This window comes from Flavobacterium sp. 9, assembly GCF_002754195.1.
In the GTDB taxonomy this organism is placed as follows: Bacteria; Bacteroidota; Bacteroidia; order Flavobacteriales; family Flavobacteriaceae; genus Flavobacterium.
The window spans coordinates 1,898,755-1,913,571 of the sequence record NZ_PEEU01000001.1 but is presented as its reverse complement, the minus strand read 5'-3'; the positions used below and the strand labels follow the sequence as shown (position 1 = coordinate 1,913,571).

The 14,817-nt window shown below is 32.6% G+C and carries 16 protein-coding genes; 4 read left to right on the top strand and 12 right to left on the bottom strand.

The annotated features are described in order from the left end of the window. Nucleotides 1-30: 30 nt before the first annotated feature. The 3 genes from CLU81_RS07295 (at nucleotide 31) to CLU81_RS07285 (ending at nucleotide 2,836) form a co-directional block, all read left to right on the top strand. A complete protein-coding gene (locus CLU81_RS07295; protein WP_099709223.1) occupies nucleotides 31-564 on the top strand; it encodes a GNAT family N-acetyltransferase in 534 nt (177 codons plus the stop codon). Nucleotides 565-574: 10 nt separating this feature from the next. Further along, nucleotides 575-1,615, top strand: coding sequence for an endolytic transglycosylase MltG (gene mltG / locus CLU81_RS07290; RefSeq protein ID WP_099709222.1), 1,041 nt, complete (start codon nucleotides 575-577; stop codon nucleotides 1,613-1,615). Nucleotides 1,616-2,188: 573 nt separating this feature from the next. After that, a complete protein-coding gene (locus tag CLU81_RS07285) occupies nucleotides 2,189-2,836 on the top strand; it encodes a peptidoglycan-binding protein LysM (protein ID WP_099709221.1) in 648 nt (215 codons plus the stop codon). Nucleotides 2,837-2,890: 54 nt separating this feature from the next. Here CLU81_RS07285 and scpA read toward each other — a convergent pair whose 3' ends face one another. The 11 genes from scpA to dnaA all read right to left on the bottom strand — a co-directional run bounded on the left by scpA (nucleotide 2,891) and on the right by dnaA (nucleotide 13,402). Continuing rightward, on the bottom strand, nucleotides 2,891-5,029 hold the full coding sequence (gene scpA / locus CLU81_RS07280; protein WP_099709220.1) for a methylmalonyl-CoA mutase: 2,139 nt from the start codon (nucleotides 5,027-5,029) through the stop codon (nucleotides 2,891-2,893). Nucleotides 5,030-5,041: 12 nt separating this feature from the next. Continuing rightward, nucleotides 5,042-5,245: a hypothetical protein gene (locus tag CLU81_RS07275; protein WP_099709219.1), complete on the bottom strand. Its 204-nt coding sequence runs from the start codon at nucleotides 5,243-5,245 to the stop codon at nucleotides 5,042-5,044. Nucleotides 5,246-5,289: 44 nt separating this feature from the next. Beyond that, on the bottom strand, nucleotides 5,290-6,654 hold the full coding sequence (locus tag CLU81_RS07270; protein WP_099709218.1) for a methylmalonyl-CoA mutase subunit beta: 1,365 nt from the start codon (nucleotides 6,652-6,654) through the stop codon (nucleotides 5,290-5,292). Between the two features lie 17 nt (nucleotides 6,655-6,671). Continuing rightward, nucleotides 6,672-7,007 (bottom strand): septum formation initiator family protein, encoded by a 336-nt coding sequence (locus CLU81_RS07265; protein ID WP_055095440.1) that lies wholly within the window; start codon nucleotides 7,005-7,007, stop codon nucleotides 6,672-6,674. Nucleotides 7,008-7,159: 152 nt separating this feature from the next. After that, nucleotides 7,160-7,768 carry a uridine kinase gene (gene udk / locus CLU81_RS07260; protein WP_083695767.1) on the bottom strand — a complete coding sequence of 203 codons (609 nt, stop codon included), beginning with the start codon at nucleotides 7,766-7,768 and terminating at the stop codon, nucleotides 7,160-7,162. 257 nt (nucleotides 7,769-8,025) lie between these two features. After that, a complete protein-coding gene (locus tag CLU81_RS07255) occupies nucleotides 8,026-8,907 on the bottom strand; it encodes an SDR family oxidoreductase (RefSeq protein WP_055095442.1) in 882 nt (293 codons plus the stop codon). 78 nt (nucleotides 8,908-8,985) lie between these two features. Further along, entirely contained in the window at nucleotides 8,986-10,113 is a 1,128-nt protein-coding gene (locus tag CLU81_RS07250; protein WP_099709217.1) for a methionine aminotransferase, read from the bottom strand. Nucleotides 10,114-10,177: 64 nt separating this feature from the next. Further along, nucleotides 10,178-10,669 carry an energy transducer TonB gene (locus CLU81_RS07245; RefSeq protein ID WP_099709216.1) on the bottom strand — a complete coding sequence of 164 codons (492 nt, stop codon included), beginning with the start codon at nucleotides 10,667-10,669 and terminating at the stop codon, nucleotides 10,178-10,180. A 23-nt stretch (nucleotides 10,670-10,692) separates the two neighbouring features. Then, nucleotides 10,693-11,406, bottom strand: coding sequence for an SAM-dependent methyltransferase (locus CLU81_RS07240; protein ID WP_072973224.1), 714 nt, complete (start codon nucleotides 11,404-11,406; stop codon nucleotides 10,693-10,695). 91 nt (nucleotides 11,407-11,497) lie between these two features. Continuing rightward, nucleotides 11,498-11,965: a low molecular weight protein-tyrosine-phosphatase gene (locus CLU81_RS07235; RefSeq protein WP_099709215.1), complete on the bottom strand. Its 468-nt coding sequence runs from the start codon at nucleotides 11,963-11,965 to the stop codon at nucleotides 11,498-11,500. 9 nt (nucleotides 11,966-11,974) lie between these two features. Then, nucleotides 11,975-13,402 (bottom strand): chromosomal replication initiator protein DnaA, encoded by a 1,428-nt coding sequence (dnaA, locus tag CLU81_RS07230; protein WP_041517015.1) that lies wholly within the window; start codon nucleotides 13,400-13,402, stop codon nucleotides 11,975-11,977. 186 nt (nucleotides 13,403-13,588) lie between these two features. On the opposite strand from dnaA, the gene CLU81_RS07225 reads away from it, so the two are divergent. Continuing rightward, nucleotides 13,589-13,993 (top strand): thioesterase family protein, encoded by a 405-nt coding sequence (locus CLU81_RS07225; RefSeq protein ID WP_099709214.1) that lies wholly within the window; start codon nucleotides 13,589-13,591, stop codon nucleotides 13,991-13,993. 31 nt (nucleotides 13,994-14,024) lie between these two features. Here the strand turns inward: CLU81_RS07225 and CLU81_RS07220 are convergent, their stop codons facing one another. Further along, a complete protein-coding gene (locus CLU81_RS07220; protein ID WP_099709213.1) occupies nucleotides 14,025-14,657 on the bottom strand; it encodes a YigZ family protein in 633 nt (210 codons plus the stop codon). Nucleotides 14,658-14,817: the final 160 nt, after the last annotated feature.

Genomic DNA, 14,817 nt, shown 5'->3' with positions numbered 1-14,817 from the left:
GCGGAGTCGAAGACAAATTAAAATTCCAAAATGATTACACTCAAAGGAGAAAATATTTACCTGCGTGCTTTAGAACCTAATGATTTAGAGTTTGTTTATGCAATGGAAAATGACGAAAGTATTTGGGAAGTTAGTAACACACAAACACCTTACAGTCGTTTTTTAGTTAGGCAATATCTCGAAAATGCGCAGCAGGATATTTATGAGGCTAAACAACTTCGTTTGGCAATTTGTCAGGATGTAGATTTTCCAGCTATCGGATTGATTGATTTATTTGAGTTTGATCCTAAAAATAACAAGGCAGGAATTGGAATTGTTATCCAAAAAGAAGAGAATAAAAGACAAAATGTAGGTTCTGAAGCATTAGAACTTTTAATTAAGTATTCTTTTCATAATTTAAATTTACATCAATTGTATGCAAATATTGCTGTAGGAAATGTAGCAAGTATAGCTCTTTTTACTAAATTTGGCTTTGAGAAAATAGGAATTAAAAAAGATTGGATTTTGCTAAATAACCACTATCAAGACGAAGCAATGTTTCAATTAATTAACAAACAAATTTAAAATTTACACTTTGAGCCTAAAAAAAATAATCACAATAACTGCTGTAGCCGTAATTTCAGCCCTAATGATTTACGGATTTGTTTTAATTAGTCAAATTTTCAGCGCTAATACTAAATTCGAGGAAAAAGAATTATATGTATATGTTCCAACAGGAGCTAATTATGCTGATGTCAAAAAAATATTAGAACCATATGTCAAAAACTTTGAGAATTTTGAAATGGTTGCTAATAAAAGAAGCTATCCTGAAAATGTAAAATCAGGTCGTTTCTTGCTTAAAAAAGACATGAATAATATCGATTTGGTTCGTGCAATGCGTTCAAATGTTCCTGTAAAATTAGCGTTTAATAATCAGGAGCGTTTAGAGAATTTTGCCGGAAGAGTTGGTTCTGAGATCGAAGCAGATAGTTTATCATTAATGAAAGCTTTTAAAGATTCAACTTTCCTGGCTACAAATGGTTTCAATGAAGACAATGTTTTTGCGATGTTTATTCCAAATACATATGAGATTTACTGGAATACTTCTGCAGAGAAGTTCCGTGATAAAATGATCAAGGAATACCATAATTTCTGGACTGCAGAAAGAATCGAAAAAGCCAAAAAGCAAGGATTAACGCCAGTTCAGGCTACGATCTTAGCTTCTATAGTTCATAAAGAATCTGTAAAGAAAGACGAAAGACCTCGAATTGCAGGAGTTTATTTGAATCGTTTGCGTTTAGAAATGCCATTACAAGCAGATCCAACCGTTATTTATGCTTTAAAACTTAGAGATAATAACTTTGATCAGGTTATAAAAAGAGTTTTTTATAATGATTTAATTATGAAATCTCCATATAACACTTACGTGAATGTTGGACTTCCTCCTGGGCCAATTGCAATGCCTGATATTACAGCACTTGAAGCAGTTTTAAATCCTGAAAAGAACGATTATATTTATTTCTGTGCGAGTGTTGAGCGTTTTGGATATCATGAATTTGCTTCTACGTTAGCTGAACATAATGTAAATGCAAAGAAATATTCAGATTGGATAGCTAGTCAAGGCGTAACAAGATAGTTTTTCTTGTTCTAAAAAATAAATAAAAACCGAAGTTTAAAAGCTTCGGTTTTTTTATGAGTTTTAATCATTGATTTCGACGCGAAAAATATAGAATGGAAGTGAATGTTAAAATGAATTATAGATTTGTGGATTTCTCATTTTTGAGATTGTTTTTAGAAAATATAATCAAGAATGAAGAGAAACTTAATTCCCTTTTTAATTCATTCGTAAAAACCTAAAATTTGAAAAACGTAAATTTTGTTTTTCGTGTAAATTGTTAAAAGTTTACATAAAAATAATATTTGGTATTCATAATTAACATTAAAAAAGTGTAGGTTTTATCTTTCTATTTTAACAAAAATGATAAAAAAATGATAAAAATGACATTTTTAGAATTTCTTTTTTGACAATTTTGAAGCAAAATATTAGTCTTGTCCGAACGCTCGAAAACTGCATCAATAAAGGGATTAGACAGTATATTTGTAATTGTTGAATTGTGCAAATAATTGATTATCAGTATTGTTTTGTATTTCTTATCTTTGCACCGTAGAAATTTCAAGAGGGTGACAGCGTTTTGAAGAAAAACAATTTATGATAAAGAAATGGTATTTTTATGCGAGTTTGATCGTTATTATTACATTTTTAAGTTTGGGTTTTAAACCCTTTAATCTAGAAACCAAACCCTGGTTTTTAATAGAAAAAACAGATGGATCTGAATACATATATCCATCGCTCGAAGAGGATGATTATCCTACTTTACACAAGTTAAATGTCCCATTTACAGGAAAACGTCTTATAGGTTTTAAAGAAGCCGTTGCCTTTAAAGAATCACAAGGAAAATACCGATTGGTAAATTCACTTGGTTACATGGGAAAATATCAATTTGGAACCCAAGCATTAAGATCGATTGGTGTTCAAAATAAGAAAGCCTTTTTAAAAGATCCGGCCTTACAAGAAAAAGCATTTATTGCGTTGTTGTCCAAAAACAAATGGATTCTGCGTAATGAAATTGAAAGGTATGAAGGAAAAATTGTAAATGGTATTGCAATTACCGAATCCGGAATTTTAGCCGCAGCACATCTTGGAGGAGCAGGTTCAGTTAAAAACTTTTTCAAAAACAAAGGAAACAGGCATTTTAGAGATGCTTACGGAACTTCTTTGAAAAGTTATCTGAAAGCCTTTGGCGGTTATGATCTTTCTTATATTGAAGCGGATAGTAATGCTACAATACACGATTAAACATCAAACAAAAGCAAAAAAAATCCCGATAAATTCGGGATTTTTTTATGTTTATTAGTCAATTAAGATTTCCAGAATTTTAATTGCCGCTTCACTAATTTTAGTTCCGGGACCAAAAACAGCTACTGCACCGGCATCAAATAGAAATTGATAGTCTTGCGCCGGAATTACACCGCCAACAATTACCATAATATCTTCACGTCCGTGTTTTTTAAGTTCTTCGATAACTTGCGGTACCAATGTTTTATGTCCAGCGGCCAAAGATGAAACGCCCAATATATGTACGTCATTTTCTACAGCTTGTTTAGCAGCTTCTGCCGGAGTTTGAAATAACGGACCAATATCAACATCAAAACCTACATCTGCATATCCTGTGGCAACCACTTTTGCACCACGATCATGTCCGTCTTGTCCCATTTTGGCAATCATGATTCTCGGACGTCTACCTTCTTGTTTTGCAAAGGCATCTGCTAATTGTTTTGCCTTTTCAAAATTTTCGTCATTTTTTATTGCTGCACTATACACACCGCTAAAGGATTTAATTTGTGCCTTGAATCGACCAAAAATACTTTCCAGAGCATCGCTAATTTCTCCTAAAGTCGCTCTGTTTCGAGCAGCTTCAATAGCAATTTCCAATAAGTTTCCTTGTCCGGTTTTTGCACAAAGTATTAATTTTTCCAGTGATTGATTTACTTTTTCAGTATCTCTCGTTGCTTTTATTTCTTGAAGCCTTTCCACTTGTTGCTTACGAACCATTTGGTTGTCAACATCCAAAATATGCAAAGGATCTTCTTTTTCTAATCTAAATTGATTTACACCCACAATAATATCCTGACCGCTATCAATTCGGGCTTGTTTTCTTGCAGCTGCTTCTTCAATTCTTAATTTAGGAATTCCTGCTTCGATAGCTTTTGTCATTCCGCCTAGTTCTTCAACCTCTTCGATTAGTTTCCAGGTGCTTTTTAGAATTTTATTTGTCAAACTTTCCACATAATAACTTCCTCCCCAAGGATCAACTGTTTTAGTGATTTTAGTTTCTTCCTGCAGAAAGATTTGAGTATTACGAGCAATTCTTGCCGAAAAGTCTGTTGGTAAAGCAATTGCTTCATCAAGTGCATTAGTATGTAATGATTGAGTTCCTCCAAAAGCTGCCGCAGTTGCTTCAATACAAGTTCTGGCTACATTGTTAAAAGGATCTTGTTCAGTTAAACTCCAGCCACTGGTTTGACAATGTGTTCTTAAAGCTAAAGATTTATCACTTTTAGGATTAAATTGCTGAACTAATTTTGCCCAAATCATTCGTCCGGCGCGCATTTTAGCAATTTCCATGAAATGATTCATTCCAATTGCCCAAAAGAAAGAAAGGCGAGGAGCAAACTCGTCAATAGTCATTCCTGTAGAAAGTCCGGTTCTGATATATTCTAAACCATCTGCCAAAGTATAAGCTAATTCAATATCAGCAGTTGCTCCGGCTTCCTGCATATGATATCCGGAAATTGAGATAGAATTAAATTTCGGCATTTTCTTGCTCGTAAATTCAAAAATATCTGCAATGATTTTCATCGAAGGCGTTGGAGGATAAATATAAGTATTACGAACCATGAACTCTTTTAGAATATCATTTTGAATTGTTCCTGAGAGTTTTCCAATAGCAACACCTTGTTCCTCAGCTGCAACAATATAAAATGCCATGATAGGTAAAACCGCACCATTCATAGTCATAGAAACAGACATTTCGTCTAATGGAATCTGATCGAACAATACTTTCATATCTTCGACAGAATCTATTGCAACACCAGCTTTTCCAACATCACCAACAACTCTTTCATGATCAGAGTCATAACCGCGATGTGTTGGTAAATCAAAAGCAATTGAAAGTCCTTTTTGTCCCGCAGCTAAATTTCGTCTGTAAAAAGCATTACTTTCTTCTGCGGTCGAAAATCCTGCATATTGGCGAATTGTCCACGGACGTCTTACGTACATTGTAGCATAAGGTCCGCGTAGGTTTGGTGCAAATCCAGCGCCAAACTCAAGAAACTCCAAATCCTCAATATCTTTTTCAGAATAGGTTTCTTTTAGTTCGATTCCTTCTGCTGTAAAAAAGCTCTCAGATTTTAAATTTTGATCTTTATAATCAGCATTTAAGTTCTCACTTTTAATATCTAACTTTATATGTTTAAGGTCTTTTCTCAATTTTAAAAAATGTTATTTAAATAGGTTTAAATCACTTTCAATTTGATTTAAAAAATCATCAATTTCGTCAGCCTTATTTGGATCCTTTAAATAGTTTTCTGTCCTTTTTCTAATTTCATCAATTTGCCATTTTGGAATTTCTGATTTGCCATTTTGAAGAGGTAGAATAGTTACAGAATCGTTTTCAACTGATAATATTTGTCTAATTGCTTCCATAATTATTTAGGTTTATATTCAAATGTGAGAATTTGAAATCTATATTATTCAAGTTCTAAACGTTCCTGTTCTAGTTTTTCGGCTAATCTTTTCTCGATTATTGGTGTAATTAATGTTTTTCTTGGTTTTATTTTTACAAAAGGAAACAACTCTAAATCATGTTTCATTTTGTCGTCTTTATTAGGATATTTATTCGTTCCTAACAAAACTTCTTTTTTTGAATCAAAAAGTTCCTGCTCTTTAGCGGCACTTTCCTGAATTTTCTTTTTGATAGTTCCATCGTTCAGAAGTTTTAAAAATCCGCCGCTAGCTTCAATATCTTTAAATAAATTCAAACTTTTTTCGGCAAGTTGTGCAGTCAAAGTTTCGATATAATAACTTCCGTCAGCAGGATTATTTACTTTATCAAAATAACTTTCGTGTTTTAAAACCAATAATTGATTTCGGGCAATTCGATCACCAAATTCATTGTCTTTATGGTATAGAGAATCATAAGGTAAGTTCGCAACGGCGTCTGCACCGCCTAAAATTGCCGACATGCATTCGGTTGTTGTACGTAGCATATTTACGTTGTAATCGTAAATTGTTTTATTGCGTTTGGTTGGCGTTACCAAAAAGTGACATTCTATATCTGGATTATATTCAGAAGCTATTAATTTGAAAAGCATTCGTAAAGCACGAAGTTTCGCAATTTCAAAGAAATAATTAGTTCCAACCGAAATTTGAAAAACAATTGGTTTTGTAATAGTAGTTAAACGATTCAAATATTCGTTTGCATGTGCTAAACTATAGGCAATTTGTTGCGTAATATTGGCGCCTGAATTTTGGTATAATCCTAAATCTATACTTAAAAGTGAAAGATTTGTGGTTGTTTTTGAAATATTTTCAAGTGTTTCAAAATTACTTTTATCAGATGTAGTAAACCAATTTCCTTCTCTTGCAAAATGACCAATTGGATCAATATTACAATAAAAAACAGCTTTTTTCTGAATTGAAATTGTGTCTAATAGTTTCACGAAATCGATTGAAATAAAACTCAAATTAAAGTAAACGGTTCTGTTTTCTAAAGGAAGAGTTTCTAATAATTTTTGAACATCTATTTTTTCGTTTTCTATAGTAAAACGTAAACTTTCTGCACCTCTTTCAATAGTGTTTATAGCTCTTTGAATCGATTTTTCGATATCGTATACAAAGATGTTTTGACAAATTTTGAAATTTGAAGCATTGGTTTTTACTGGTGCTGATTTTGAAAATTCGTCAATATGATAAAAAGGTTTTACCTGAATATCTTCTGGAGAGTTCCAGATTACGGTTTCGTTATAATCAGCGCCATCTAATTCAAACTGAATTTTTTGTTTCCATTGTTTGGATGAAATCGGATTAAAATCGTCGAACAGGGTAGTAGCCATTGGGTGCTTTTTTCTGATTATTCTTTAGTATCTTGAATGGTGTCTCCTTCAAATTGTATGATGTAAATATCTTCGCTGTCTTTTTTCATAAAGTATTTTTCGCGAGCATATTTTTCTATTTGTTCAGGGTTTTTAAGTTGTTTGATCTGTTCCTGATCTTTTTTTATTTCGTCCTGATAATATTTTTTATTGTCTTGTAATTCGTTAATCTGTCCGTCCAGAAAACGATGATCAAAATAAGAGTAATTGTCTAAAAATAACATCCAGACCACGAAAAAGAGTAAAACCCAAACGTATTTATTGCTCATTAATTTGAACCAGCGCTTGTCTTTATATGGATTTTTTAATTTCATTTTCTCTTTAACAGATTACTTCTTATAAATTCGATTGGTGTTCTAGCCCCGATAGAAGTGAAAATACTTTTGTGCCGGGGTTCGGCACAAAAGATTGAAACGGATAGCGGGAAATAGCTCCTTATTTTAATGCAATAAATTTACGATAAAAATTATGAAATTCGTTGATTAATTACGGCACGAACTACATCAATTGCTACGGTATTGTATTTGTCGTTTGGAATTATAATATCGGCAAATGCTTTAGACGGCTCGATAAATTGCTCGTGCATAGGCTTTAAAGTGTTTTGGTAACGGGTTAAAACCTCGTCGATATCACGTCCGCGTTCTGAAATATCTCTTTTTAAACGACGAATTAATCTTTCGTCAGAATCTGCGTGAACGAATACTTTGATATCGCAAAGATCACGTAACTCCGGATTTGTCAAAATTAAGATTCCTTCAACAATCATAACTTTTCTAGGATGTGTTGATACTGTATCGTCAGTTCTGTTATGTTGTATGAAAGAATATACGGGCTGATCGATTGTTTCTCCGGCTTTTAATGCTTTTAGATGTTTAACCAATAATTCAAAATCAATGGCACGCGGGTGATCGAAATTGATTAATGCTCTTTCGTCAAACGATAAATTATCAGTTTGCTTGTAATACGAATCCTGAGAAATTACGCCAACTTCAGTGTCTGGTAATTCGTTCATGATTTGGTGTACTACTGTCGTTTTTCCACTTCCTGTTCCTCCTGCAAGTCCAATAATGAGCATATATTTTTTGTTTGATATTTGTTTGGCAAAAATAATAATTTAACTGAATTGAATAAAAATATTAACGAATTAAACCATATAAGTGATATAAGTAAATTTAAGCAAACATATATTTAAACAATTTATTACTTCATTGAACTTATATTACTTATATGGCGAAAAACATAAAAAAAATCCCGAAAGTAGAACCTTCGGGATTTTGTGCAATCAGTATAGTTTTAATAATAAAATATTCTGAATTTAGTAAGCACGTAAAATTATTTATTCTTTTTTGCTTTTATCATCATTTCAAGCTGATCCCAAAGTTCTTCTGGAATTGCTTCTAATAAATTAAATTGTCCTGCACCTTTTAACCATTCGCCACCATCGATTGTGATAACATCTCCGTTTACGTAAGCTGAAAAATCAGAAACTAAATAAGCAGCTAAATTTGCCAATTCCTGATGATCACCAACACGTTTCAAAGGCACTTTTTTTGCCATATCAAATTTTTCGGCAAGATCTCCAGGTAATAACCTGTCCCATGCACCTTTTGTAGGGAATGGTCCCGGAGCAATTGCGTTAGAACGAATTCCGTATTTTGCCCATTCTACCGCTAAACTGCGTGTCATTGCAAGAACTCCGGCTTTTGCTGTAGCACTTGGCACCACATATGCAGATCCTGTCCAGGCATAAGTTGTAACAATATTTAAAATCGTTGCCGATGTTTGTTTAGTGTCAATCCAGTGTTTTCCAAAAGCCAGCGTACAGTTTTTAGAACCTTTTAATACAATATCTATAACAGTATCAAATGCATTTGCAGATAAACGTTCTGTAGGAGAAATAAAATTTCCTGCAGCATTGTTTAAAAGAACATCAACTTTTCCGAAAGTTTTTAAAACTTCCTGAAGCATATTTTCTACTTCTTCATAATGACGAACATCACATTGAAGCGGTAAACATTTTCCTCCGGTTTCAGTTTCAAGTTCCGTGGCAGTATTTTTAAGCTTTTCTAAATCTCTTGAAGTAATCGCTACCTGAGCTCCTAATTCTAAGAAGTATTTGGTCATAGCTTTTCCTAAACCACTTCCTCCACCAGTAACAACAATGACCTTACCTTTTAAAGCGTCATCTCTTAACATTTTATCTGTATAGCTCATATTTTTTTTCTTTTGATTACAATATTAAATAAATAAATAGGATGCACGCATAATAATGTTATAAAATTTTGATAAACTTTATATATTACCTAATTTTTTTGCTGCAGATTCTAAAGTGAAATTATCTTTAGCGAAGCAAAAGCGTATTAATTTTTGATCTTTATGGTCAGAATAGAAGGTGGAAATTGGAATTGCAGCAACGCCATGATCTGTAATTAGTTTTTTGCAAAAAGTTACATCGTCGTCATCTGAAATATTAGCATAAGAAGCAACCTGAAAATAAGTTCCTTCGCAAGGTTTTAATTCAAATCGGCTATTTTGAAGCAATTTTTGAAAATAATCTCGTTTTTCCTGATAGAATTTCCCTAGTAAATTCACATCGACAATATCTAAATATTGACTTATTGCAGCTTGCGAAATGCTATTGACGCTAAAAACCAAAAACTGATGTACTTTTTTAATTTCTTTCATTAAATATTCCGGTGCAACGGTATAACCAATTTTCCAACCAGTAATATGAAATGATTTTCCAAAAGAAGAAACCATAATGCAACGATCTAAAAGAAAGTTTTTGGTATGTGCCGAAATATGTTTCTCTTCGAAAGTGATGTATTCATAAACTTCGTCAGATAAAACCAAAATGTTAGGATATTTTGAAAGTAATTTTTCCAGTTGAAGAAAATCGTCTTCTGTCAGAATTTTTCCAGTAGGATTATGCGGATTATTGATGATAATCATCTTGGTTTTTGACGAACACGCTTTTTCGATAGTTTCCCAATTTGGGGTATAATCATCATTTAGCGCGACACGAACAGGTTTTGCATTGCATAATAAAACAGGAGATTCATATGAATCATAACTCGGATCCAGAATAATTACTTCATCATCCGTTTTAATTAAAGCTAGAATCGTAGTGAAAATTCCTTGAGTTGCACCCGCAGTAACCAGAATTTCAGTTTCTGGATTAATAGTTCTATTATAAGAGCTTTGGACTAATTTTGCAATTTGATTCATCAAAGGCGGAAAACCAGCCATTGGCGTATATTGATGTACGTTTTCTTTGGATAATCTTGCAATAATATCTGTAAGTCTTTCGTCAACTGGGAAATTTGGAAATCCTTGCGAAAGGTTAATTGCATTATATTCGGTTGCCATTTTAGACATTACCGTAAAAATACTAGTGGTTATGTGCGGTAATTTACTCATGATAAAGTTTGATTAGGGAAAACTTGTGAGTACAATATAAGGCAAATTTTATTTTGTTGAATAATTACTTTGCGAAATTATTTACAGAAATTGGCAGTGAAAAAAGAACTCGAACTAATTTGTTGTTTTTTTGTCCTGGTTTCCATTTAGGAGAAGCCTTTAAAACACGAATAGCTTCGGCTCCTGTTTCATATCCAATATCTCTCAGGATTTTAATGTTACTTAATGAACCATCTTTTTCTACTATAAAGGTCATATAAATTTTACCCTTTAGAGCTGGATTGTCATTTGGAATTTTGAAATTTTTCTCGATAAATTTATCAAATGCAGCCATTCCTCCGGGAAACTCCGGTCTAACATCTATTCCTGCAGTATTGTAAATGTTATTATCATTATTAGGAATAGCTCCTTGTGGCGGAATTGTCTCGTCGGTACTTATAGTAGGTGAGGCATCAATGAGAAGTTTGTCACTTCCTTTGGTAGTTTCTGGAAATACATTTTGAGAGAAAATATTTTGTACAGAACAAATCAAAATCAGAACTAGAAACTTTTTCATTTTAGGATGCTTTTTGAGTTAGTTTACATTTTATGAATAATAAAAATCGTTGGTCGGTTATGTAAATCAACTTTCAACTTTTTCCAGTCAGAAACACGCATTGTCTTAATAAATTCCGTTGGTAACGTAATGTCAGTTGCAATACAAAGATGAGTCGAAGGATTTACGATTTGCAAAATATCTTCAACCAATTTATTGTTTCTGTATGGAGTTTCAATAAAAATCTGAGATTGATTTTTATCCTGAGATAATTTCTCAAAATGTTTCAATGCCGATTTTTTTTCGTCTTTATCAATAGGTAAATATCCGTTGAAAGTAAAACTCTGACCATTCATTCCAGAAGCCATCATTGCCAATAAAATAGAAGATGGTCCAACCAAAGGAACAACCTGAATTCCTTTTTCATGCGCCAATTTTACGATAACAGCACCAGGATCAGCAACACCGGGACAACCGGCTTCACTCATTAATCCAACATTTTTTCCTTCTAATAAAGGTTTTATGAAATCTAAATGTTCACTTGGTTCTGTGCGTTTGTTAAGTGTGAAAAGTATAAGTTCGGATTGTTTTTTCTCAGGAGAAACAGCTTTTATAGATTTTCTGGCTGTTTTTTCGTTTTCAACAATATAATGATCTATAAAATCAATGCTTCTTTTTACTGTTTGCGGTAAAACGTCCATCGGATCACTTTCGCCCATTGTAGTTGGAATTAAATATAATTTTCCTAGAAGTTTCATGTGGCGTTTTTTTATAGTTTGTAAAACGAATTTTATAAAAATAGAAATTTCTTTTCATAATTCTCTTAAAAGAAAAAATGAAAAGAATTAATTATGAATGTTTTTCGATGAGTTTTTTTGCGATTATATCCGTTACTTCATCCAACATTTGATATACATTGTCAAAACCATTAGCAACACCAAAGTATGGATCGGGTACATCTACATTTTCATCTGGAAACAATTCGTTTAGAATAAGATGAACTTTGTTTTTGTGTTCTTCTGTTTTTGCAAGGTGAATTACATCGCGATAATTAGAATTATCCATGACATAGATGTAGTCACAGTCTTCAAAATCGGAAGTTTGAAACTGTCTTCCTTTTTGATTTTGAATGTTTATGCCGTTTTTTGTGGCAACAGCAATAGAACGTTTGTCTGGTGAATGACCTACGTGCCAGGATCCGGTTCCTGCAGAATCAACTACAAAAGTGTTGTTTGGTAATTTTGAAGCTAAAATTCCTTCGGCTAAAGGCGATCTGCAAATATTGCCCAAACAAACCATTAAAACTTTTACTGGCATGATTCGCGTTTATAGCGTTAATTTTTTATTGATGTCTTCGACAAATTTCTTGAATTGTTTGTCTGTAGAAACTAGATTGTCAACAGTTTTACAAGCGTGTAATACGGTTGCGTGATCACGATCTCCAATTTGTGAACCAATGTTTGCCAAAGAAGCTTTGGTAAATTTCTTTGCAAAAAACATTGCCAATTGTCTCGCTTGAACAACATGCCTTTTTCTAGTTTTAGATTGAAGTGTTTCAATATCCAACTGAAAATAATCAGACACAATTTTTTGAATATAATCGATAGAGATTTCTCTCTTTACGTTTTTAACAAATTTCTCTACAACGCTTTTAGCTAACTCAATCGTAACTTCTTTTTTATTGAAAGAAGATTGTGCGATTAGCGAAATAATTGCGCCTTCAAGTTCTCTAACATTAGATTTAATGTTACGGGCAACATATTCAATAATATCTTCCGGCATTTCAACACCATCACGATATAAGATGTTTTTTAAGATCGAAATTCTGGTTTCATAATCCGGCTGATGTAATTCAGCAGATAATCCCCATTTAAAACGAGATAATAAACGTTGTTCGATATCTTGCATGTCAACAGGAGCTTTGTCCGAAGTCAAAATTACCTGTTTTCCATTTTGATGTAAATAATTGAAAATATGGAAAAATACGTCTTGAGTTCCTGATTTTCCAGATAAAAACTGAACATCATCAATAATCAAAACGTCGATCAATTGGTAAAAGTGAATGAAATCATTACGATTATTCTTTTTTACCGAATCAATATATTGTTGTGTGAAAATCTCGGCAGAAATATATAGAACCGTTTTTTCAGGATATTTATCTTTTACTTCAACACCAATAGCGTGTGCTAAGTGTGTTTTTCCTAAACCAACTCCACCAAAAATCAATAACGGATTAAATGATGTTCCTCCAGGTTTATTGGCTACAGCCATACCTGCAGAACGAGCCAAACGGTTTGAGTCTCCTTCTAAGAAATTGTCAAAACTGTAATTTGCATTTAACTGCGATTCAATTTTAAGATTTCTAATTCCAGGAATTACAAACGGATTTTTAAGTTCAGGATTTAAGTTTTTAAACGGAGCATCAACCTCTTGCGGTTTCATTGGCACTCTGTTGGCACTTGGCAACTGTTCGGTAAACGGTTGTTTATTGCCATAAGTGTTCTCCATTTTAATTTTATAGAGTAACTTTGCGTTTTTTCCCAGTTCTTTGGTAAGCGCTACTTTCAATAATTTTACGTAATGTTCTTCTAGCCATTCGTAGAAAAATTTACTTGGTACTTGAATATATAATGCGTTGTCGGTTAGCTCAACTGATTTGATTGGTTCGAACCAAGTTTTGTATGCTTGATCTTGAATATTGTCCTTTATAAAAGACAAACAGTTTTCCCATACCGATTGAGCAGTTTTAGTCATAGATTCAGATAAATTTTTTATTATTGATAAAGATTCTCCTAATAAAAAAGGAGCAATTTTATTCCGTATTTCGGGATAACAAATATGTGAACAAATTTCTGTAAAAAAAAATATTTTGGCCTCTAATTTTATAAAAAAAAGTTGTAAGTAAACTTTTTCAAGTTAATTTTTTTTAATCGATATATAATGAAAAATCATCAAACGCAAGTGCGTGTTCGTTACTCAGAAACTGACCAAATGGGAGTTGTTTATCACGGAAATTATGTTCCATATTTTGAGATAGGACGCGTGGAATGGCTTAGAGATAAAGGGATTTCGTATAAAAGTATGGAAGAAAGCGGAATTGGATTACCTATTGTTTCTATGCAAATAAATTATAAAAAATCGGCGCGTTATGATGAGCTCTTGACGATTCATACTACTTTCAAAAGTCAATCATCTGTTAAGATTGAATTTGACTGCGAGATCTATAATGAGGCAAATGAGTTATTAACAACTGCAGTGTTTATTTTAGTATTTATTTCGTTAAAAACAGGTCGTCCAACAGCACCTCCAGATTACATTTTAGAATTGTTTAAAACACTTGTATAATTGTTAAAATGAGAAGTGTTTTAATGTTAATTTAGATAATTTTAATGTCGATTTCAAACATTAAATCAAAAATGTCGAATATAGATTCGGCATTTTTTTTGCGCGTTTTCGTCGATATTTTACCAATTGGAAGCCCGGAATCTTCGTTAATTTCCATTTCCTGAGAAGTAATTTCCAGTTTTTTCTCTTTAATAACACGCATTACTTTGTTCATGTTTTTATAGTCAAAAGAGATTAAAAACTGAACATCAATTGTTTTTTCGACAATTTCACAAATTTCGAGAGTCATTTGTGCGGTTGTTTTATAAGCAGCAATCAAACCGCCAACACCTAATTTAACACCTCCAAAAATCCTGACCACAACAACTAAAACATTTGTTAGTCCAAAAGATTGTATTTGTCCATAAATTGGAGCGCCAGCCGTATTACTTGGTTCGCCATCATCATTAGCGCGATAAGAAATTTTTGGAGCTGTCCCTAATTGATAAGCATAACAAAAATGTACCGCGTGCGGATGTTGCTTTTTAAGATTTTCGATAATAGGTTTTACTTCATCCTCGCTTTCTATAGGAAAAGCATAGCCGAAGAACTTACTTCCTTTTTCTTTAAAAAGAACTTCTTCAGATTCAAAAGCAATGGTTTGGTACGTATCGTTATATTCCAAAAGTAAATTTCTAAATTAAGTTTAATGTTTTTTGCCACGAATTATTACAAATTTTTCGCGCAGATTTAAAAATATTTGAGCAGATTTAATTTTAATTATAATCTGCGAGTATCAGCTTAAATCTTTTTAAATCTGCGTGAAAAAAAAATCTGTGGCGTAA

Excerpts from the sequence above, each read along its gene's own strand:
- CLU81_RS07295 (WP_099709223.1), top strand. The coding sequence starts at position 31 with ATGATTACACTCAAAGGAGAAAATATTTACCTGCGTGCTTTAGAACCT.
- CLU81_RS07285 (WP_099709221.1), top strand. The coding sequence starts at position 2,189 with ATGATAAAGAAATGGTATTTTTATGCGAGTTTGATCGTTATTATTACA.
- CLU81_RS07275 (WP_099709219.1), bottom strand. The coding sequence starts at position 5,245 with ATGGAAGCAATTAGACAAATATTATCAGTTGAAAACGATTCTGTAACT.
- CLU81_RS07270 (WP_099709218.1), bottom strand. The coding sequence starts at position 6,654 with ATGGCTACTACCCTGTTCGACGATTTTAATCCGATTTCATCCAAACAA.
- CLU81_RS07265 (WP_055095440.1), bottom strand. The coding sequence starts at position 7,007 with ATGAAATTAAAAAATCCATATAAAGACAAGCGCTGGTTCAAATTAATG.
- udk (WP_083695767.1), bottom strand. The coding sequence starts at position 7,768 with ATGCTCATTATTGGACTTGCAGGAGGAACAGGAAGTGGAAAAACGACA.
- CLU81_RS07255 (WP_055095442.1), bottom strand. The coding sequence starts at position 8,907 with ATGAGCTATACAGATAAAATGTTAAGAGATGACGCTTTAAAAGGTAAG.
- CLU81_RS07250 (WP_099709217.1), bottom strand. The coding sequence starts at position 10,113 with ATGAGTAAATTACCGCACATAACCACTAGTATTTTTACGGTAATGTCT.
- CLU81_RS07245 (WP_099709216.1), bottom strand. The coding sequence starts at position 10,669 with ATGAAAAAGTTTCTAGTTCTGATTTTGATTTGTTCTGTACAAAATATT.
- CLU81_RS07240 (WP_072973224.1), bottom strand. The coding sequence starts at position 11,406 with ATGAAACTTCTAGGAAAATTATATTTAATTCCAACTACAATGGGCGAA.
- CLU81_RS07235 (WP_099709215.1), bottom strand. The coding sequence starts at position 11,965 with ATGCCAGTAAAAGTTTTAATGGTTTGTTTGGGCAATATTTGCAGATCG.
- dnaA (WP_041517015.1), bottom strand. The coding sequence starts at position 13,402 with ATGACTAAAACTGCTCAATCGGTATGGGAAAACTGTTTGTCTTTTATA.
- CLU81_RS07225 (WP_099709214.1), top strand. The coding sequence starts at position 13,589 with ATGAAAAATCATCAAACGCAAGTGCGTGTTCGTTACTCAGAAACTGAC.